The sequence below is a fragment of the Citrobacter farmeri genome (assembly GCF_019048065.1).
GTDB classification, from domain to species: Bacteria; Pseudomonadota; Gammaproteobacteria; order Enterobacterales; family Enterobacteriaceae; genus Citrobacter_A; species Citrobacter_A farmeri.
In genome coordinates this window covers 4,523,172-4,542,847 of sequence record NZ_CP077291.1, presented here as the reverse complement: position 1 = coordinate 4,542,847, position 19,676 = coordinate 4,523,172, and the positions used below count along the sequence as shown (strand labels likewise).

Below are 19,676 nucleotides of genomic sequence, written 5' to 3'. Positions count from 1 at the left end.
TCAGGACCAACGTTTAATGATGATGGACGTATTGATGCCGCCAAACGCAAAATTGTTGCTCTGTAAGAATTCGCAATCAATCTTACGGGCTTCACCCATGATGTAATCCAGTGCGCCGCAGTTGGCGTCGGGCTGTTTTAAGTTTAGCGTAGGCGCAAACCAGCCTTCACGCATCATTTGTAAACTCATCCAGGCTTCCAGCGCGCCACAGGCACCAAGGGTATGCCCAAAATAACTTTTCAGCGAGGAGATTGGCACATTATCGCCATAAATTGCGGCTGTCGCCTGACTTTCCGCAATATCGCCACGATCCGTCGCCGTGCCGTGTGCGGAAATATAGCCAATATCCAGCGCGTTTAACCCCGCCATTTTTAGCGACTGCTCCATGCAAATCTGCATGGTTTCCCGCTGTGGTTGGGTGATATGCGCGGCGTCGCAGTTGGTGGCAAAACCGATGATTTCGCCGTAAATTGTCGCGCCGCGCGCTTTGGCGTGCTCGAGTTCTTCAAGGATCAGCGTCCCGGCGCCTTCGCCAATCACCAGCCCATCGCGTTGTTCATCGAACGGTGACGGCGTGGTTTTGGGTTGATCGTTACGCTGGCTGGTGGCGAACAGGGTATCAAAGACAGCGGCTTCTGACGGACACAGCTCTTCCGCGCCGCCTGCCACCATCACGGTTTGATAACCGTGGCGAATCGCTTCCCATGCGTAGCCAATCGCCTGGCTGCCGGACGTACAGGCGCTGGAGGTGGGGATCACGCGTCCGCGCAGGCCGAAAAACAGTCCAGTATTGACGGCGGTGGTGTGCGGCATCATCTGCACATAGGTGGTGCCGGTGATGTTATTGGTGTGTTTTTCGGTCAGCATGGTGGCAAATTCGCTCACCGGACCGGTGCTGCCGGTGGATGAACCATACGCGATACCGGTCTGCCCGTTGGTAAGCACGTCGTCGCCGGTCAGCCCTGCCTGTTCGAGCGCCAGCTCGGTGGCTCGCGTGGACATCAACGACACGCGACCCATCGCGCGGATGCGCTTACGGGTGTAATGCTCCGGCAGCGAGAAGTCATCGATCGGCGCACCCAACAGGGTATGCAGCCCATCATAAACCTGCCATTCCGGCATTTTGCGTACGGCGTTTTCATAGGTCCGCAGTCTGGCAGAAACGTCCTGCCAGTTTTCCCCAAAGGCGGTGACGCCACCCATGCCCGTAATGACGACGCGACGTGTCATAACATCCCTCCATTGATGGAAATCACCTGACGGGTGATGTAGCCCGCCACGTCCGACATCAAATAACTGGCAAGCCCGGCGACTTCGTCCGCCTGGCCCATGCGTTTCATCGGGATCATCGCCATCGCCTCTTTCAGCGCGGCCTCTTCCATTTCGATCATGCCGGTGTCGATAATCCCCGGCGCGATGCAGTTGACGGTAATTTTGCGTTTCGCGAGTTCAATCGCCAGCGCTTTAGTGGCACCGATAATCCCGGCTTTGGCGGCGCTGTAGTTCACCTGCCCACGATTGCCCATCACGCCGGACACCGACGACAGGGTGATGATCCGACCACCCTGGCGCGCGCCGATCATCGGCATGATGCACGGCTGAATGACGTTATAAAAACTGTCGAGGTTGGTGTGGATCACCGTGTCCCAGTCGCTGTCGCTAAGCGCCGGGAAGGCGGCATCGCGGGCAACGCCTGCATTGCTGACCACGCCATACCACGCGCCATGTTCTTCCATGTCCTGCTCCAGTACTTCGCGACACTGCTCGCGGTTCGCCACGTCGAAACTGAGCAAACGCCCTGCGCCGCCGACGGCGAGAATGGCATCCAGCGTCTCCTGCGCGCCCTGCGCATCACGGTGATAGTGGACGCCGACCACAAAGCCGTCCGCAGCCAACTGGTGGGCAATAGCGCGACCGATTCCCTTGCTGGCACCGGTAACCAAAACTGAACGACTCATGCGGACGCTCCTTGTTGAAATAGAGAGTGAAGTTCTTCTGCCGACGGCTGGAAGGTATTGACGCGGCCTGTCGCCAGCGTCTCCTCGTCGGCGGTAATTGCGCATTCAAAGCTGCCGAAACGTTCGTCCTGCATCAGCAACTTGACGGTAATCGATAATGTTTTTCCTGCGGGCAAAACGCCTGCCGCGCAAATCAGTTCTCGCGCACCGAGCACCATCCCGAGCGAAATCGCCCCCTGACCCTGCTGGTGGCGGTGCCAGCCTGACCAGACGCCGACGGTCTGCGCCATCAGCTCCAGTGCGAACCAGCCGGGTAAATTCCCCTGCGGGTCAAGAAATGGCCCCAGAACGCCGCCGCTCGTCACAGTGACGCGACAGACGGCAGTGTCTTCGCGCACGCTGACAACGTCGTCCAGCAGCAGCATGGGCGCGTCGTGCGGCAGGTATTCGCCGGGTGATAAATAGTGGCTCATGACATTCTCCCGAGCAGAATACTGGCGTTATTGCCGCCAAAGGCGAACGAATTTGACAAGATAAACGGGCGTTCAAGCGGTTGCGGTTGCTCGATAATGCCGCAGGGCGGCAGCGTTGGATCGCGCGGCGACAGGCTAAAGTCCTGCGCCGGCAGCGGTAAATCATGCTGCAAGATCAGCATACTGAGCGCCGCTTCGGTAATTCCTGCCGCGCCCAGCGTGTGACCGGTCAGGTGCTTGGTTGAGCTACACGGGACGCGTTCACCAAACAGCGCGTTGACCACCTTTGATTCAATCTGGTCGTTGAGCGGGGTGGCGGTGCCATGCAGATTGATGTATCCCACCTGTTCAGGTGTGATCCCCGCATCGTCCAGCGCCTGCCGGATGGCGCGAATGGCGCCAACGCCTTCCGGATGCGGTGCCGAAATATGGTGTGCGTCGCTGGATTCACCCACGCCGAGCAGCGCGATGGGCTGCGGCTCGCGGGTCAGCAGCATCAGCGCCGCGCCTTCGCCAATGGTAATACCGCTGCGATCGCGGCCAAACGGCAGACAGCGCGTGGGCGAGAGCGATTCCAGACTATGGAATCCGTTGATCGGCATCCGACTCAGGGTATCTGCGCCGCCGACGATGGCGACGTCCGCCAGACCCGACTCAATCAGGCGGCGTCCGCTGATAATCGCGCGGGCGCTGGAGGAGCAGGCGGTGGAGAGGGTGAATGCCGGACCGTCCAGCCTCAGCCAGTGGCTGAGAAAGCGCGACGGGTCGCCCAGCTCCTGTTGCGGATACTGCCAGTAATGACTCTCTTCACCGTTCAGCGTCAGACTAACGTGCCTGTCGCCTTCGTCCAGACCGGACGTGCTGGTGCCGAGCACCACTGCAATCCGATCGCGACCATAGCACGCAATGGCCTCATCAACCTGAGGTTGGATCTGCCTGAGCGCTGCCAGCAAGAGCTGATTGTTGCGTGAACGGTGGGCGCTAAAATCGTCGGGAATGGCGGGCAGTTCGCCGTCGACACCAGCGAGTACCGCATGCGGATATCCCTGCAACCAACCGGCGCGTGGGCGCATACCGGGCGCCGCGCCGCGTGACAGGTTAGCGGCGATTTCATCGGTATCGTGGCCAAGCGCGTTAATTATGCCTACCGCAGAAATGTAAATCATATCAGTCACCCAGGTATTGAATGGTGATGTGGTATTTAAAGACATGCTGTTCGATGCCGATCGGCTCGCGTTTGCCTTTACGGTTCAGGTAGCTGATTTCCGTCACCAGCTTGCCGCGGGCATTACGTAATTCACGCGTGTTGCCGTTATCCGTCAGCGTCCAGCCTTTCGGCAGCTGTGGCTGCCAGGCGCTAATGGGCCAGTGGCTGAGCATGACGTCTGCCAGCACCTGACTGGCGGGCGGCAGTTGTGGAACCACGATGGACTGCTCGGTGTGCAGACCTTTGTCATCGTAGGTTACAAGGAACAGACGAATGCCGACCGACGAGAGCCCCGCCAGGGTGATCTTTTTGTCATCAGCATTCAGCATTACCAGCAGCGACTGCGTTTTGCCGTTAAAGCGGCCGGTGAGCAATTGCTGAGCGTTCACTGCCGGAGAAATGCCCGGCGCAGGCAGCGTCACCCGCGTCCCCGGCTCCAGCCATGCCTGCGGACGGCCTTCTTGCGCTTTCTGCGAGTGGCTACAGCCGGTGAGGATCAGCGCGAAGAGGCACAGTGCTAATTGCCCGATGGCGCTACGCTTATCGGGCCTACGCCAACTTGTTGACCAGGTAGGCCGGATAAGGCGCAGCCGCCATCCGGCAAAAATACGTTTCATCATTTTCGTTTTTTCTCTTTTTTCGTCGGCATCGCCAGAGGGGAAAGCAGGAAAGCGGTGAAAATGCCGCTGACCAGCACAATGCCAAAACTGCTGATCGCCTGGGTGGCGCTAAAGACCAGCATGCCGAGCGTTAGCAGGGTGGTCATCATTGCCAGCGTGATGGCCAACAGGGAAGTCAGCGGCGTTCCGCGTGGATTACTGAAAAACAGCGTGTAGTTAATGCCGATTCCAAGCACCAGTACCAGCGCCAGTAGCGAGAACAGATTGACGGCATGACCGCTCAACGCCAGTACCGCCAGGCCACAGCCTAAAGACAGCACCGACGGCACGAGGCTGACCCACCCTCTGCGCCAGCCCAGCCGGGCGATCGCGCCGCAGGCAATTACGGCCAGCGCGACAAACAGCAGCCCGGTCAACACGTTGCGATACAGCGCAAACAGATTGTCAAAGGTACTTTTGCGATCCACCCACGCGACGCCGCTAAACTTCTCACTGAGCGCGTTGAGCGCGGCACTTTGTTTGACGCCGTCCACCGGTACCAGTACACCGCTTTCACCGTCATCCAGGCTCAGCCACAGCAGTCGCCAGCCTTCGCTGGCCGGGCTGGTAAGCCAGGCTTCGACGGTGACGGGCATCGGGGTGAGATCGGGATTAACCGTTGTAAGGCCGGCGTCATTCAGGGCGTGAGTGACGGCGGGCGCGGCGTTTTTCAGCAAGGCGAGATCCCGCTGCTGACGGGCCAGTGAATTCAGCGGGATCGTGCGATAGCCGCTGAGCAGCCCCTCTTTTTTCGCCTGCTCCAGCGCGGGAACAACGTTCTCCAGCCGCTCCAGCGTCTGCTGCGCGGAGTCGCCGTAGACCACAAACCACTTCTGATCGACGCTCTGTCCGGTCAGTGCGGTAATGGTTTTTTCCTGTGCCAGAATGTGCTGTGGCAGCGCCTGCAACTGTGAAATATCGTCGTCCACCCGCAGGGTCGCCAGCCCGGCCAGCGAGAAAAGTGCCAGCGCGACGGGCAGGCCTACTGAGAGCTTTTTGTTGCGTCGCCAGGCGGCAAGCCAGCGCAGCATCAGCACCATTGCCGGAACCGGGCGCACCGGTAGCCCACGACACAGCCACGGGTGCCAGAAAATCACTGTCAGGCAGGAGGCGCTCAGCCCTACGGCTGCAAATACCGCCATCTGGCGAATGCCAGGGAAGGGGGCAAGCATCATAATCAGGTACGCCGCGACGGTGGTCAGTAGCGCCAACAGCAGGGCGTTACGCACTTTCGCCAGGCTTTGCCAGGGTGAGCTCTCAGCGCCGTGTACCATCCGTTCGGTCAGGTAATACAACGTGTAGTCGGCGGAGATACCAATGATGCTCATGCTCATCACCAGCGTCATCAGATGCAGTTCGCCGAAGATAAGCAGTGTGACAACGGTTCCCGCCAGCGCGCCCACGGCAATCGACAACAGACACAGCAGCAGCGGACGCAGCGAACGGAATACCGTCACAATCAGCAGCAGCACGCCCAGTACCGTCGCCACGCCGAGCGTGGAGACATCCTGCTTTGCCTGCTGGCTGGCGTAATCGCTGTAGAATACCGTTCCACGCGACAGCAGCTGTGCCTGCGGATAGCGCGCTTTCAACTGCCATTCAAGCGCGTCGAGCGTGGTCACCAGGCGATGCGTCTGTTGCATATCGAACGATGAACCGGCCAGTTCGCCATGCAGCAGATACCAGTAGTTTCCCTGGCTGTCCTGCGCCACCAACCAGCCGTCCATCAGCCGCAGACGCTGACCGTTTTCGGCCATCGCCAACTGTGAGCCGCGCATGAGCATCAGCGGGTCGTTTTGGAGTTCTTTGCCGCTGACGCCGGAAAACGCGGAATAGAGTTGAGAAAGGATCCATTGCGCCTGCGCCTCGCCGCCGTTTTGCAAACGGGCACGGGTTTGCGGGTCGATCAGGCCGTTGCGATGCTGCCAGAAGAACGCGCCCCACGCCTGTTGGCTGTTGGCGTCCATTGGACCTTTCACCTCTGCCAATGCCTGTGACTGTTGCAGCATCGCCAGCCAGTCACGGGCGATCGTCGGATCGGCCTTTTTACCGGGACTGACCAGCCAGACCAGTTGACGGTCAAGTCGTTGCATAAAACCGTCATTCAGGTTCGGCGGAATCGCGCCCAGCGCCTGTTTTGGCAGCATCGCCAGTACACTGCTGTTGAGCCGCGCCTGAGGCAGTAGCATCAGCAAGACGCCCAGCATGATGATGCAGGCGGCTCCCCATAGCAGCGCGGGGCGTTTACTGGGCGGCAAAGCGTTGACGTTCGTCATCGGTCAGTTGTGCAGGTGTCAGTTGGTGTTGAGAAAGCGCGATATCCGTGCGGTCGCCCTGTTTATCGTTCAGCTCAATACGTTCCAGATACGTTTTCCCGGCCAAATCTATCGTGGCAAAGATCTTATCCAGCGGCGTGGTGATCGGCGTCAGGCGCAGGGTCCAGCGGCCTTCTCCGCGATCTGAAAATTCAACGCGGAAGTTTTGCTCCAGTACCTTGCGGTCGGCCTGAAACAGCCCGCGCAGCAGGTGGTTAAACTGGAACATCTGCGGATTGTTGTCGGCAGTGATGGTTTGCGGCGGCTGGCCGTTGATGGCCTGCACCATTCGCGTATCGTCCAGCAGCAGTTGCATCGGGAACGGCCGGGTTTGATCCCACAAAAGCCCCTGGTCGCGGGCGATCAACATCGTTCCAGCAGATCGCAACGGTTGCGGCAGATCTTTAATCGTCCGGGTTTGATCGAAATGCGCGCGGATCACCGGCTGTTCGGTAAAGCGCTGTTGCAACTCGTCAAGCGTCAGGGCACTAACGAACGGGCTAATGAGTAGCGCCAGCAGTGGCAGAAACCTCATGGCGTCACCCCCATGCGTTCAAACAGAATGTCCGGGCAGACGAAGCACATTTCGCGGCTTTTCTCGTCCACCGCCACCTGAATCGTGTACCCCGTGGTTGCGCGTTTTCCGCTTTCAGCATCGAAAATTTCATAACCTATGCGCAGGCGGTTTTCGAACTCTTCCAGACGCGCACGCACGCGAATGCGCTGCTCAAAGGTCAGCGGATTGCGGTATTTGACGCGGGTATCCACCACCGGCCACAGGTAGCCGGAAGCTTTCATCTGGCGATAGCCGTAGTCGAACTGGTTAAGCAGCGCTTCGCGGGCGATCTCGAAGTAACGGAAATAGTTGCCGTGCCACGCCACGCCCATCATGTCGACGTCGTGAAACGGAATGGTCAGCTCGACTTCAGCCGTAAAGCGGGGATCGTTCAGCACCCTTTACTCCTTGTTTTTGGGTTCCGGCAATTGCCAGAAATCGAAAAAGTTAAACCAGTCGAGCGGCGACTGTAGCGCATAGTGCTCAAGGCGTTCGGCATAGCGGTCGATGGTCTGCTGCAACGCCTGTTGGCGTTCGGCGCGTGGCAATACCAGCGGGTCGGCGAACGGCTCGCAGTGAATGCACAGCTTCTCCTGCTGGCGGAGGGCAAAGAGGAGGTCCACCGGACAGCGTAAAATCGAAGCGAGGATAAACGGCCCCTGTGGGAACGGAGCGGCTTGCCCCATAAAACGACTCCAGCAGACGCGCCATTCTCCGCCGCGCTGCGGATTCACCGCGATGCGGTCGCCGACAATGGCAATCCATTCTCCGCGCTCCAGCTTCTCTTTGAGCGCAATGGCGGTATCCGGACCGATGTCGGTCACCGGCATCAGATTGAGTCCGGCCTGCGGCGCCATCTCTTCCATAATCTGCTTAAAACGCCGGGCGTTATCGCTGAATACCAGCGCGTTGATAGTTTTGCTGCCCTGCAACTGCGCCAGCGCGCGGCAGGCTTCAACATCGCCCAGGTGCGAAGCCAGTAGCAGTTTGCCGCGAGGATCGCTGACGTTCAGCGCCTCTTCTGCCCCTGGCGCAAACACCACGTCGCGGCCAAAATGCAGTTCACCGCGCCAACTGGCGATTTTATCGAGCATCGCGTTGCCAAAGCGCAGGAAGTGTTGATAGCTGGTGAGGTTAGCCGGCACCGGCCTCTGGCGCGCGGTCAACTGTGTACGCACGCGAGCGATCCAGTTTTGCGAAGCGCGGCGCGCAGGGGTTGCAGTCAGCCAGTACACGCCGACAACAGGCCAGAGCAGCAGCGTGAACGCCTTACGCCCCAGCAGACGCCATACCAGCAGCATCAGGCGCATTCCCCACAGCCCTTTCACTTCCTGCTGCCGCGCCCAGTGCGGTGACGTTCGCCGTAACAGCAGCGATGGGATGCGCGGCAACATGCCGAAGAACAGGCGCGTGTGCATCAGTGAAATGCGGCAGTTATCTTTGAAGGCATCGAAATGCGACAGCCCGTCCGGCGGATAGGTCACGCGGGTCGGGACAAAATAGCTGGGGGTGCCTTGCCACCAGAGACGCACCATCACTTCGGTATCGAAATCCATCCGCTTGCCGAGGGTGACCCGTTGCGCCAGTTGGCATGTGGGGGCAACAGGGTAGACGCGAAAGCCGCACATGCTGTCTTTCAGTTGTAGCGAAAGGGTTTCAATCCACACCCAGACGTGGGTTACCCAGCGTCCGTACAGGCGAGAGCGGGGGATGGAGTCATCGTAAATCGGCTGTCCGGAGATCAGCGCGGCGGGGTGGGCCTGCGCCAGTTCCAGCAGTTTTGGAATATCTTCAATCGCATGTTGACCGTCGGCGTCGACCTGGACGGCATGGGTAAATCCGGCCTCTGCCGCCGCCTCTAATCCGCGGATCACCGCCGCACCCTTTCCGGCGTTTTCCGCCAGACGAATCAGGGTCAGATTCGCGGTGTCTGCGGCGAGCCTGTCCAGCTCCTGTTGCGTGGTCACGTCACTGCCGTCGTCCACCACAATGCACGGCAGATTAAACGGCTGCAGGCGCGCCAGCACGCGCGACATCATCGCGCCGTGGTTGTAGCAGGGGATCAGCACGCAAGGGGTAAAGGTCAACGACATAGTCGGATCTTCCCGCTGCTGGCGGTATGGCGTGCGTCGCCATCATGGCGTTGATAGCTGAACGTCAGGAGCTGACGCGCTTCCTGCCAGCTCAGGGTCAGTGTGACGGTGTTTTCCGGCAGCAGTGGTGCCTGGAACTTCACGTTCTGAATACTGTGAAAACGCCAGCCGGGAGCAAGCAGGGTGGTGGCATAGTGCATCACCCAGTCCATCTGCGCGACGCCCGGCAGCAGCGGCTGCACGGCAAAATGGCCGCTGAACCAGAAAAGGGAGGGATCGAGATGCAGGATGACCTCAATCTGTTGGGGGTGTGCCTGATGGCGCTCAATTTCATGGGGTATCATGAAACAACTCCTGTAATTGCGCATAGACACGCTTATTCATGCTGTTGACCGGGATTTCGTCGATGACTCGCCAGTAACGCGGTACGGCGACCGGCTCCAGCCACGGCAGTAGCGCCCGTCGCCACATCAGCTCCTGGGTTTTTCCGCCGCTGTTCTGCCAGCGCTGACGCGCTTCGTCATCCAGTACCAGCAGTACGCCCACTCCCTGGCGACCGCCTCGCGCGATCGGCAGGGCAGCGACGTCGCGGATGCCCTTCAGTTCCAGCAGGCGTTGCTCAACTTCGCTGAGCGAAATGCGTTTCTCTTCAATTTTGACCACCCGCCCACGGCGCCCCATCAGACGGAACTGGCCGTTTGGCTCAAACTGCAGGATATCGTCGAGCAGCAGGCCGTTCGTATCGGCGATCAGCGGAGAGAAGACGCGAAATGCTTCATTTTCTGCGGTAAATAATACGCCGGGGAAGGGCAGCCAGGTGACGTTCTCTTGCTGACGATAGCGCCAGGCCAGAATGCCGGTCTCGGTACTGCCATAGATTTCATCCGGCCAGACGTTCAGCCAGGCAGCGGTTTGCGTCACGTCCTGCCACGGCAACATGCCGCCTGCCGAGAGGATCATTTCCACCGGTGGTGCGGGAAGCCGGTGGTCGAGGCGTTTTAAAAACGCCGGACTGCTGATAAACACGTAGCGATGTTCGTGGCTCAGCGCAGCCAGTTGCTCCGCGTAGTAGAGCATGGCCGCATGCAGCGGCAGGCCCAGCGCCATCGGCAGGAAAATACGGAACGTCAGACCGTACAGATGCTGTGGCACAACCGACGCCACCACCCGGCAGCCTGCCAGGCGGTGGCCAAAGCGCACCGCCAGCAGTTCGGCTTCATGGTCCAGACGGTCAACGGGTTTGACAATACGCTTCGGCTGTCCGGTCGAGCCCGAGGTAAACAGCTCGATAAACGCATCGTGGCGCAGGGGCGGGAAGATGAACGCCTCGTCGCTGAGCGTCATAGCTGAGCTGACAACCCACAGCGGACCCTGCCAGCCGAGCGTTTTATCGCTCAGTACACCATCAAACCATGTTCGCTGCTCGTCCAGCAAAGAGACCCGATTATGGCCCGGAATCACGGGCGTTTTTCCCGCATGCAGGGTGGCCAGCAGCGCGACGATGAACAGATAACTGTTTTCAAAACAGAGCGCCCAGCGATTGCCCTCCTGCTGTTGCAGGTGTGTCATCAACCGTGCGACGTCGTGGCGCAAGTGACCGAGCGTCCAGTGGCGTTCGTCCAGCCAGGCGATGGGTGTGTTCGCCGGGCGAGGGGACGTGAGCCATTCGGCAAGTGCCAGGGTCTGCTTCATTGCGAATCTCGATTAATCATCCGACGGCGTATCAACCATTCGCTGCCCATGAGTAAGCCCATCAGCAGGTAGGCAATCATGCCATTCCACGCGGTCCACATCGCCATATCGCCGTGGAGAGCGGTAAACAGCGCCACGCCGCCATTGAAGATAAAAAAGGCGCACCAGATCTGCGTCACCCGGCGGGTGTAATGCACCGCCGCATCCGGGAGTTGAGGGTCGCGCAGTCGTGCCAGTCGTTCTACGATGGGCATGGAAGAGCAGAGCGAACCGCCAAAAACGACAAGCATGACGGTGTTCACGACCACCGGATAAAACAGCAGAAGCTGATGGGTTTTAAGCAGGTAACTGGCGATGCACAGCGTGATACCCACAGCCGCCACCACCTGGGTGACCACGCGTAGCGGCCCCGCCTGTCGCCGGGTCTGGCGAAAGCGTAAGAACAGCAGTAGCGCCATCAGCGGCAGTAACCACTGCAGGCTGTGATATGCCAGGCCAAACCAAATCAGGAAAGGCCAGGCAAGTAACAGCACGCCTGTCAGCACAGGCAATGTGCGAACGCCCGACACGGCGAATCAGGCTTCTTTAAGCAGGCGTTCTACCGCGTCAACGACATCCTGCACGGTGCGTACGGCTTTGAACTCTTCCGGCTTGATCTTCTTACCGGTCTTCTTTTGCAGATGGACGATCATGTCGACGGCATCGATGCTGTCCAGTTCCAGATCTTCGTACAGACGCGCCTCAGGTTTAATGTCCTGTGGATCTATCTCAAACAGCTTAACCAGCAGCGCAGAGACTTCGTCATAGATGGCGTGTTGATCGGTCATAACGGACTCTCCTTAGGCACGTTGCGCATTAATGAACGATGCCAGCGTGGCGACGGAGAAGAAGTGCTGACGCATCTCTTCGCTTTCCGCAGAAAGCACCACACCGTACTGATTTTTTACCGCCAGTCCCAATTCCAGGGCATCAATTGAGTCCAGCCCCAGGCCGTCGCCAAACAGCGCCGCCTCGGTTTCAATGTCGTCTGTCGACAGTTCATCCAGATTCAATGTCGTTATGATGAGATTTTTAATTTCAAGATAAAGCGCTTGCATCATTAATTCCTGAGAGAGGTAACGTACCTGGTTGTAATTGAAGCAAAAGATGCCGGTTTAACTGTCTTGCCGCCAGCGCCGGTTCTTGTAAATTTGCGTCGTAAAAGTGGTCGATCTTCACCCGCTCGCGTACCTCGACGGTAAACAGCGGTTTAGTGGGTGGCACCTGATACCATTTGCTTTCTTTATCCAGCATGCGCTGGCTGCAATGGATGGTCACCACGCGAATATCGCTCCCGCAGCGCACGGCGATATTCGCCGCGCCACGTTGCAGCGTCATGGTCTCGCCGGGACGAGTGCGGGTGCCTTCGGGGAAAATCAAAATCGTATCGCCCTGCGCCAGTCGTTGCTGACTGGCCGGTAACAGCGCATCCGCCTGGCTGTTCACCAGGTAATCTGCTGCACGCACCACGCCACTGAGGAAGGGGTTTTTCAGCAGCGCGCTTTTCACCAGACAGTCTGTTTCGGGCATCACCGACGCCAGCAGGACATAATCGATCAGGGTAGGGTGATTCGCGACCACCAGACATCCGCGTTCCTGACGCAAAATATCCACCCCTTTCATTTGATAATCCAGCACGCCCAGCACGCGAGTAACCGTTAAAAAGAGGCGGAAGCTGGCGGCAATACTGCGCCGGGCAATGCGGCGACGCCGGGGATTGTCCCATACGAAAACTAACAAAACGTTAAACCAGACGACCGAAAGCAGCAGTCCGCCGAGTCCAAAGAGGGCGAAACAGAAACCGGTCATGGCGATCCGCCAGAGTCGGTTCAGTGTGGAGATGGCCCCTTTCATGCCCGACTCCAGTGCCACTGCACGCGCTCGCCGGGGAGGGTGAACGCCTCGGCATTCAGTAAATAGTGCTGTAAAAACAGCAGGCTTTGCGGGAGCGCGGTTTCCGCACCAGCCTGAATCGGTTCGCTCTGACACACCCAGTCATTACCTGCTTCACAGACCAGCGCGGTGGCGTACGGCCAGGTGGGCATATTTTCCGGGAGCCGCGAGTGGTAGAACTCGGGAAGAAAACCGTCGAAGTCGACTATCAACACACGTTGATAACCCGCCTGGAGCAGGCAGATGACTTCACATAACCCCTGCTGGAAGCTATCGCGCCCGGCGGAAAGCGATGACGAGACAATCGGGTGTTTAGCCGCGATGGTCAGGTTGCCCACCGCTGAATTGTGAACCGACAGGGCGAAATCGGTCGGTGAGAGCGCCTGTTCGGTCGCCAGCGCATGCAGAATGCGGTAGTTACGTTCAAGTTCACCATGCCGACTGGTGTACAGCACCGCATCGATATCGTGGCGACGCAGCATTGCCAGACCGCACTCGACGGCCAGTTTACTGCCGGAGCTAAGGCGACGGGCGGTCATCATCGGTAGTTCACGCAACTTGCCCTGTGCTGCCGCCGGATCGATGGCGTGCGGATGCCGTGACCATTGCAACCACTGTATCGATTCGCTCAGACCTGGCGCCATCGCCCGCCAGTCGGTAATATTTAGTGAGAATTTCATCAACGCGCGTCCGCGGTATACCGGTGATTCCAGTAGCGTTCTGATGCTACTTTGTTATTTTTTCTTCTGACATATCAATAAAGTATGTCCTACGCCTAAATTATCGTGGCGTTCTTCCACCTGGAACCCTGCCTTGTCCAGATAGCCATAAAATTTCTCTGCGCTGTAGAAACGGCTGTTGCCGTTCGCCATGCAGGTAAAGTAAAGCGAAGACGCATTCAGACTGAATGAGGCGGCTTCAAAACGCTGCGCATCCCAGAATAGCTCCATAATGCACAGCCTTGCGCCGGGCTTCATCACACGGGCAACCTTGCTGAGCATGGCGACAATTTGTTCTGGTGAAAAACAGTCAAGAAATTGACTCATCCACCAGATATCGGCCTCTGTGGGTAAAGGCGCATCGCCAAGCATATCCACCGCATGAAAATCGATGCGTTCAGATAATCCTGCATTTTCGATATTTTCGCGGGCAAGTGCAATTTGTTGTGGCAAATCTAATAACGTCACCGCGATATTTTCGTCGAACTGACTACAGCGTATTGCCCATTTCCCCGTATTTCCGCCTACATCGTACAGGGTTGCAGGACAACTGGCGAATACATACGGTAATGCTGCATCAAATGCACCGTCAGAATAGTAATGATCGAAGGCGAACCAACTTTCACGCGCGGACGGTGGTAATTGCGACAATGCCGGATAAATGGTTGGCCAGTCACCAAACACTTTTAACCCGGACGGTTTTCCTTCTTTCAGGGCATTTTCTAAAAAGAACAATCCCTGGTAACAGACGTCGTGGGTGAAATCCATATTCACGCGAGTCATGGTGTCATGCAAAAGGAAATGTCCGATTTTTGCCAGATAATAACGCCCGGCTTTATGGGTGATGATGCGTCCGCTTAATCCCATATCCAGCAGAACGCTGACCGCATATTCGTTGACGTGGCTGTTTTCGGTGATCTCTTCCAGCGTTGCACCCTGTTTACCCTGGCGGTCAAGATAAGCCAGCACGTCAGCATTTCGCAGGCAAAGCGCGGTTTGAAACAGCATGGGGGCGAAGGCGATACGCTGCGCTTCAGTGATCGCATCCAGTGCGCTGAGGGAGTCCTGTTCGTACATGGCGAGTACAACCTGTTAAGAAAACAAAAAGATTATCGGGCCGCACGCGGCCCGACTTCAGGCGTCATTACAGATTTGCACCTGCTGACAGATTCAACTGAATGTCTTTATCCAGGTTACGTACCCAGCGGTTGTAGTTTTTATGAATTTTACCGCCAGAAGCCTGCAGATTGAGGCTGCTGTCGTACTTGATATCGTAGCTGGAGGCGGTGTAGGTAATGCGCACTTCCGCTACGTGGTCGCGAGACTGCTGACGTGCTTTGATCACCCCCGGGCCTGCTTCAGTCATGATCCATTTACGCTGAATACCTGCTTTCAGGATCGCGTTTTTCACCTGATCCTGGGTGTGGCCTGCGGTAACCGAAGAGTGAACCTGATCGATGGGGGCAGTACGCGCACAACCTGCCAGCGCACCGACAACCGCAATCGCCGCAAACCACTTAATGTATTGTTTCATGAAAACTCCCTATCAAAATCACTATTTATATTAACGTTGAATGCATTTCTGAATTTAGTTTTAGTTACGATAATATCGACTATTTTTAATGTTAACTCTGACAACCGTCACGGCATTATTGCCATTAATTAATCAACGCGGAAGATAATTTAACTTTCGCTTTATCATGGTGTTAGCTGGTTAACTTTTACTTAAATTAAACTGCCGATATCATTTAATATGGTGTAAATGCACTGCGGAAGAACCTATATTCCATTTCGTGAAGGAAACCACGCGCTTATTGAAACATTCAGGTAACAAAAGCGCGCTTTATAATACTTTCATCTGTAAGTGAATAAAACTACCCTGGTTGGTAGGGCTGGTTTATCCCGGTAATCGATTTTTCGGTCGCCCTGGCCCCAGTAATATTGCCAGTTTGCTGCCGCCTGTTGTGGTCTCCATCCAGATTTTACAGACGCTGGTCAGGGGGACGGAGAGTAACATCCCGACCGGGCCAAGCAGCCAACCCCAGACCAGTAAGGAGAGGAATACCACCAGCGTCGACATGCCCAGGCGATGGCCCATCATGCGCGGTTCAACCATGTTGCCTAATACCATATGGACCACCAGGAACAGCGCTCCCACCAGCACGCACTCATAAATGCCGTTGAAAAGCAGCGCCTGAACCATCGGCGGAACGGCGGAAATCACCGAACCAATATTCGGTACATAGTTCAGCAGGAACGCCAGTACCCCCCACATCAGGGCAAACTGAATATTCATCAATTCCAGTCCCAGCCAGACAATGACGCCGGTCCACAGACTGAGCAGCGTTTTTAATGCCAGATAGTGAGAGACCCCTTTCAGCGCCCGGTGCAATCCGGCAATGTGAATTTGCGGGTTATGCAGCGCAAAACGCATTTTGTATGGGACATGGCGGACCTCAAACAGCATAAAAACGACGGTCATTACCAACAAAACAACGCTGGCCATCGCGCCCGACAGCCCGGTCATCAACGTGGTGGTGAAGGTGACAATTTTGTCGGAGTCGATTCGTTGCAGCATCCGTTCCGGGGACATGTGTAGATTTAAAAACGGCATCATCTCCTGCACATACAAGACCTTGCGCGTCAGCTCTTTGTTGTACTTCGGCAGCATGGCAATAAATTCGTTAACCGAGGCGGCCAGCACGCCAATCAGCGCGGTGAGCACGAACAGCATCACGACCACCACAATTGCGATCGCCAGCGGGCGTTTCACTCCCCGACGGATAAACCAGGTGACCAGTGGATTGAGAACAATGGCGAAAAAGAGCGCCAGCAAGAGCTGCACAATGATATCTGCGGCGGCGTGGATCCCGGCGAGAATAACGACCAGCGCGGCCAGTTTGAGCAAAATATGTAAACCCGCTTTATCGGGCTGGTGGGTTGTCATGGTGGCATCCTGTTATTGATTTTCATTAAGTGTAGCGGCTCGCCTGCTGCCGATATTCCTAATCTGACTGCTGATTTTCCCGGCGTGGCATGATAGAAATGAAACATTGTTGTAAAAACGTGGTGGTCCCCATGCCCGAACCCGTCGCTGAACCGGCGCTTAATGGATTGCGCCTCAATCTGCGCATTGTTTCTGTTGTGATGTTTAACTGCGCCAGCTACCTGACCATCGGCCTGCCGCTCGCGGTGCTGCCTGGCTATGTCCATGATGTGATGGGCTTTAGCGCTTTCTGGGCGGGGCTGGTTATCAGCCTGCAATACTTCGCGACCTTACTCAGTCGCCCTCATGCCGGACGCTATGCGGATTTACTCGGTCCGAAAAAGATTGTGGTTTTTGGTCTGTGTGGCTGTTTTCTCAGCGGTGCGGGCTATTTTCTGGCGGGAAGCGCCAGCAGCCTGCCGGCTGTGAGTTTGCTGTTGCTCTGTCTGGGGCGTGTGATTCTGGGGATTGGACAGAGCTTCGCCGGGACCGGCTCGACGCTATGGGGTGTTGGCGTGGTGGGCTCGTTACATATCGGGCGGGTAATCTCCTGGAACGGCATTGTGACCTACGGGGCGATGGCGGTCGGTGCGCCGCTCGGCGTGCTGTTTTACACCTGGGGCGGACTACAGGGATTAGCGCTGATTATCATGGGGATCGCGCTGGTGGCAATTTTGTTAGCGATTCCGCGCCCTGCGGTGAAAGCGAGCAAAGGGAAGCCTCTGCCGTTTCGCGCGGTGCTTGGTCGGGTCTGGCTATACGGGATGGCGCTGGCGTTGGCCTCGGCGGGTTTCGGGGTGATCGCCACCTTTATCACTCTGTTCTATGACGCCAAAGGCTGGGACGGTGCGGCATTTGCACTCACCCTGTTTAGCTGTGCTTTTATCGGTACACGTCTGCTGTTTCCTAATGGCATCAACCGCCTGGGCGGTCTGAATGTGGCGATGATCTGTTTTAGCGTCGAGATTGTCGGACTGCTGCTGGTGGGCGTGGCGATGATGCCGTGGATGGCAAAAATCGGTGTACTGTTGACAGGAATGGGGTTCTCGCTGGTCTTCCCGGCGCTTGGCGTGGTGGCGGTAAAGGCGGTGCCCCAGCAGAATCAGGGGGCGGCGCTGGCGACCTATACGGTGTTTATGGATCTGTCGCTGGGGGTTACGGGGCCGTTGGCCGGTCTGGTGATGAGTTGGGCTGGCGTGCCGGTGATTTACCTGGCGGCGGCGGGTCTGGTGGCGATTGCGCTACTGTTAACCTGGCGGTTAAAAAAACGGCCTCTGCAGGAATCGCCAGAGGCCGTTTCATCATCCTGACGGTTACTGAATAACCAGCGTGTTGATGATATTTTCAGCGGCTGTTTGCGCTTTCTGCTGGTCGTCCGCTGGCAAAGTAATTTGCAGAGTCAGCAGTTGGTTATCGACTTTACCCAGCACGACGGAAGAGTAAGCGGTCTGGCCTTTCGCCGAGATAATGCTGTCTAACTGTTGCAGCGTGTGGCCTTTCAGCTCAATGGATTTGTTGGTCACCACCTGCAACTGCGGGTCGCGGCTGCGTTGCTGATCTTCCAGACGTTTTGCCAGCACGGACAGCTCTTCGTTAGTGTTATCACCAACGATGACAATGACGGCTTTCTGGCCGGTTGCGTCAGAGTAAACGTGCATATTGTTGGCCTGCGTACCCAGCTTACCGCTCTGGTCAGTCATATCTGCCGGCAGTGAGAAACTCAGTTTGCCATCCAGCAGAGAAACCGGCAGACCGGTTGCGTTGCTTTCTGCCGCCGTGCCTTCTGCCGGCGCTTTCGTATCACTATTATCACAGGCCGCGAGCCCCATAACCAGCAGGCCAATACCGACATATTTAACCAGATTACGCATTGACTTCTTCCTTTCGATAAACGGCCATAACGGCGCATTCGTTCATCTTATCACAACTCAGAAAATGAACCTTTAGCTCAACTTGTCTGCATCGCCGGGATTTCAGATTTATCTGCCAGTTTTTTCAGCAACATATTCAGCAATACACCATACATCGGCAGGAAGAAAAGGATGCTGATCAGCACCTTGAAACAGTAATCGACGATGGCGATTTCCATCCAGTGCTCGGCCATAAAGGCATCCGGGCTGCGCCAGAACGCAATAAAGAAGAAGGCGAGGGTGTCGCTGACGTTGCCAAACAGCGTAGAGGCCGTCGGTGCCAGCCACCAGCGGCGGTTTTGACGCAGGCGGTTAAAGACGTGTACATCGAGAATCTGTCCCAGCGCATAGGCCATAAAACTGGCGACCGCGATACGGGCGACAAACAAATTGAAGTGCATGAGAGCACCAAATCCCTGCCAGGAACCCATATAGAACAGCGATGAAATTACATAGGAGATCAGCAGCGCTGGCATCATCACCGCAAAGATAATTCGACGGGCCAGCGGCGCGCCAAAAATTCGCACGGTCAGGTCGGTTGCGAGGAAAATAAACGGAAAGCTAAACGCGCCCCAGGTGGTGTGGAAACCAAAAATGGAGACCGGAAGCTGAACCAGATAGTTGCTGGAGGTAATCACCAGCAAATGGAATAGCGATAGCCAGAACAACGCTTTTACGCGCTGTGAGTGTGTAAATGCATTCATATTGTACCTTTTTGATGGTTATTGGGGTGAGGGAACCCAATTCGAGCCGCCGCATAATACTGCTTTGCGGCTGCAATGCAATGGCTATTTTTCACGCAATCGTTAACCTGATTGGCTTACTCCGGAACTGAGCGTAAACTACAGCCGTTTTTTTAGTGAATGAGACCACGATGAGCGATCTGTTTTCCTCTCCCGACCATACCCTTGATGCCCAGGGACTCCGCTGCCCGGAGCCGGTGATGATGGTGCGTAAAACCGTACGCAACATGCAGACCGGCGAAACGCTGCTGATTGTGGCGGACGATCCGGCAACCACCCGTGACATTCCCGGCTTTTGTACCTTTATGGAACACGAACTGGTGGCAAAAGAGACCGACTCTCTGCCGTATCGCTATCTGGTGCGTAAAGGCCAGTAAGCGACGCCGGATGGCGCTAACGCTTATCCGGCCTACAAAGGATAATGCACCGCACA

At 56.8% G+C, this 19,676-nt stretch carries 23 protein-coding genes; 2 read left to right on the top strand and 21 right to left on the bottom strand.

The window, feature by feature from the left end; translation table 11 throughout:
• The 19 genes from I6L53_RS21500 to I6L53_RS21410 all read right to left on the bottom strand — a co-directional run bounded on the left by I6L53_RS21500 (position 1) and on the right by I6L53_RS21410 (position 16,551).
• Positions 1-1,230: a beta-ketoacyl-ACP synthase gene (locus tag I6L53_RS21500; protein ID WP_042323079.1), complete on the bottom strand. Its 1,230-nt coding sequence runs from the start codon at positions 1,228-1,230 to the stop codon at positions 1-3.
• Positions 1,227-1,958 (bottom strand): 3-ketoacyl-ACP reductase FabG2, encoded by a 732-nt coding sequence (locus I6L53_RS21495; protein WP_042323077.1) that lies wholly within the window; start codon positions 1,956-1,958, stop codon positions 1,227-1,229. Before I6L53_RS21495 ends, I6L53_RS21500 begins: the two co-directional genes overlap by 4 nt.
• Positions 1,955-2,431, bottom strand: a complete 477-nt coding sequence (locus tag I6L53_RS21490; protein ID WP_042323075.1) for a hotdog family protein — start codon at positions 2,429-2,431, stop codon at positions 1,955-1,957. Before I6L53_RS21490 ends, I6L53_RS21495 begins: the two co-directional genes overlap by 4 nt.
• A complete protein-coding gene (locus I6L53_RS21485) occupies positions 2,428-3,597 on the bottom strand; it encodes a beta-ketoacyl-[acyl-carrier-protein] synthase family protein (protein WP_042323073.1) in 1,170 nt (389 codons plus the stop codon). The genes I6L53_RS21490 and I6L53_RS21485 overlap by 4 nt, the downstream gene beginning before the upstream one ends.
• 1 nt (position 3,598) lies before the next feature.
• A complete protein-coding gene (locus tag I6L53_RS21480) occupies positions 3,599-4,258 on the bottom strand; it encodes a DUF3261 domain-containing protein (protein WP_378077997.1) in 660 nt (219 codons plus the stop codon).
• A complete protein-coding gene (locus I6L53_RS21475; protein WP_042323070.1) occupies positions 4,255-6,573 on the bottom strand; it encodes an MMPL family transporter in 2,319 nt (772 codons plus the stop codon). The genes I6L53_RS21480 and I6L53_RS21475 overlap by 4 nt, the downstream gene beginning before the upstream one ends.
• On the bottom strand, positions 6,542-7,147 hold the full coding sequence (locus I6L53_RS21470; RefSeq protein WP_042323068.1) for a LolA family protein: 606 nt from the start codon (positions 7,145-7,147) through the stop codon (positions 6,542-6,544). Before I6L53_RS21470 ends, I6L53_RS21475 begins: the two co-directional genes overlap by 32 nt.
• Positions 7,144-7,566, bottom strand: a complete 423-nt coding sequence (locus I6L53_RS21465; protein ID WP_042323066.1) for an acyl-CoA thioesterase — start codon at positions 7,564-7,566, stop codon at positions 7,144-7,146. The genes I6L53_RS21470 and I6L53_RS21465 overlap by 4 nt, the downstream gene beginning before the upstream one ends.
• A gap of 3 nt (positions 7,567-7,569) precedes the next feature.
• A complete protein-coding gene (locus tag I6L53_RS21460; protein ID WP_042323064.1) occupies positions 7,570-9,261 on the bottom strand; it encodes a glycosyltransferase family 2 protein in 1,692 nt (563 codons plus the stop codon).
• Positions 9,252-9,605 carry an ApeI family dehydratase gene (locus tag I6L53_RS21455; RefSeq protein WP_042323062.1) on the bottom strand — a complete coding sequence of 118 codons (354 nt, stop codon included), beginning with the start codon at positions 9,603-9,605 and terminating at the stop codon, positions 9,252-9,254. The genes I6L53_RS21460 and I6L53_RS21455 overlap by 10 nt, the downstream gene beginning before the upstream one ends.
• A complete protein-coding gene (locus I6L53_RS21450) occupies positions 9,592-10,953 on the bottom strand; it encodes an AMP-binding protein (RefSeq protein WP_042323060.1) in 1,362 nt (453 codons plus the stop codon). Before I6L53_RS21450 ends, I6L53_RS21455 begins: the two co-directional genes overlap by 14 nt.
• Entirely contained in the window at positions 10,950-11,522 is a 573-nt protein-coding gene (locus tag I6L53_RS21445; RefSeq protein WP_042323058.1) for a COG4648 family protein, read from the bottom strand. The genes I6L53_RS21450 and I6L53_RS21445 overlap by 4 nt, the downstream gene beginning before the upstream one ends.
• Positions 11,523-11,528: 6 nt before the next feature.
• Positions 11,529-11,780: an acyl carrier protein gene (locus I6L53_RS21440; protein ID WP_042323056.1), complete on the bottom strand. Its 252-nt coding sequence runs from the start codon at positions 11,778-11,780 to the stop codon at positions 11,529-11,531.
• A gap of 12 nt (positions 11,781-11,792) precedes the next feature.
• Positions 11,793-12,050: a phosphopantetheine-binding protein gene (locus I6L53_RS21435; RefSeq protein WP_042323054.1), complete on the bottom strand. Its 258-nt coding sequence runs from the start codon at positions 12,048-12,050 to the stop codon at positions 11,793-11,795.
• Positions 12,031-12,864 carry a lysophospholipid acyltransferase family protein gene (locus I6L53_RS21430; protein ID WP_378077998.1) on the bottom strand — a complete coding sequence of 278 codons (834 nt, stop codon included), beginning with the start codon at positions 12,862-12,864 and terminating at the stop codon, positions 12,031-12,033. Before I6L53_RS21430 ends, I6L53_RS21435 begins: the two co-directional genes overlap by 20 nt.
• Complete coding sequence (locus tag I6L53_RS21425; RefSeq protein ID WP_042323049.1) at positions 12,843-13,565, bottom strand: beta-ketoacyl synthase chain length factor; 723 nt, start codon at positions 13,563-13,565, stop codon at positions 12,843-12,845. Before I6L53_RS21425 ends, I6L53_RS21430 begins: the two co-directional genes overlap by 22 nt.
• A 54-nt stretch (positions 13,566-13,619) precedes the next feature.
• Entirely contained in the window at positions 13,620-14,681 is a 1,062-nt protein-coding gene (locus I6L53_RS21420) for a methyltransferase (protein ID WP_042323048.1), read from the bottom strand.
• 67 nt (positions 14,682-14,748) lie between these two features.
• Complete coding sequence (locus I6L53_RS21415; RefSeq protein WP_125369396.1) at positions 14,749-15,126, bottom strand: hypothetical protein; 378 nt, start codon at positions 15,124-15,126, stop codon at positions 14,749-14,751.
• Between the two features lie 375 nt (positions 15,127-15,501).
• Positions 15,502-16,551, bottom strand: coding sequence for an AI-2E family transporter (locus I6L53_RS21410; protein WP_042323043.1), 1,050 nt, complete (start codon positions 16,549-16,551; stop codon positions 15,502-15,504).
• 98 nt (positions 16,552-16,649) lie between these two features.
• Between I6L53_RS21410 and I6L53_RS21405 the strand changes: the two genes are divergently transcribed.
• Positions 16,650-17,900, top strand: a complete 1,251-nt coding sequence (locus I6L53_RS21405) for an MFS transporter (RefSeq protein WP_072015741.1) — start codon at positions 16,650-16,652, stop codon at positions 17,898-17,900.
• Between the two features lie 3 nt (positions 17,901-17,903).
• On the opposite strand, the gene I6L53_RS21400 is transcribed toward I6L53_RS21405, so the two are convergent.
• A complete protein-coding gene (locus I6L53_RS21400; RefSeq protein ID WP_042323038.1) occupies positions 17,904-18,461 on the bottom strand; it encodes a DcrB family lipoprotein in 558 nt (185 codons plus the stop codon).
• A 77-nt stretch (positions 18,462-18,538) separates the two neighbouring features.
• Complete coding sequence (locus tag I6L53_RS21395) at positions 18,539-19,204, bottom strand: 7-cyano-7-deazaguanine/7-aminomethyl-7-deazaguanine transporter (protein ID WP_042323036.1); 666 nt, start codon at positions 19,202-19,204, stop codon at positions 18,539-18,541.
• Between the two features lie 170 nt (positions 19,205-19,374).
• Here I6L53_RS21395 and tusA point away from each other — a divergent pair, with 170 nt between their 5' ends.
• Positions 19,375-19,620: a sulfurtransferase TusA gene (gene tusA / locus I6L53_RS21390; protein WP_042323034.1), complete on the top strand. Its 246-nt coding sequence runs from the start codon at positions 19,375-19,377 to the stop codon at positions 19,618-19,620.
• Positions 19,621-19,676 lie beyond the last annotated feature (56 nt).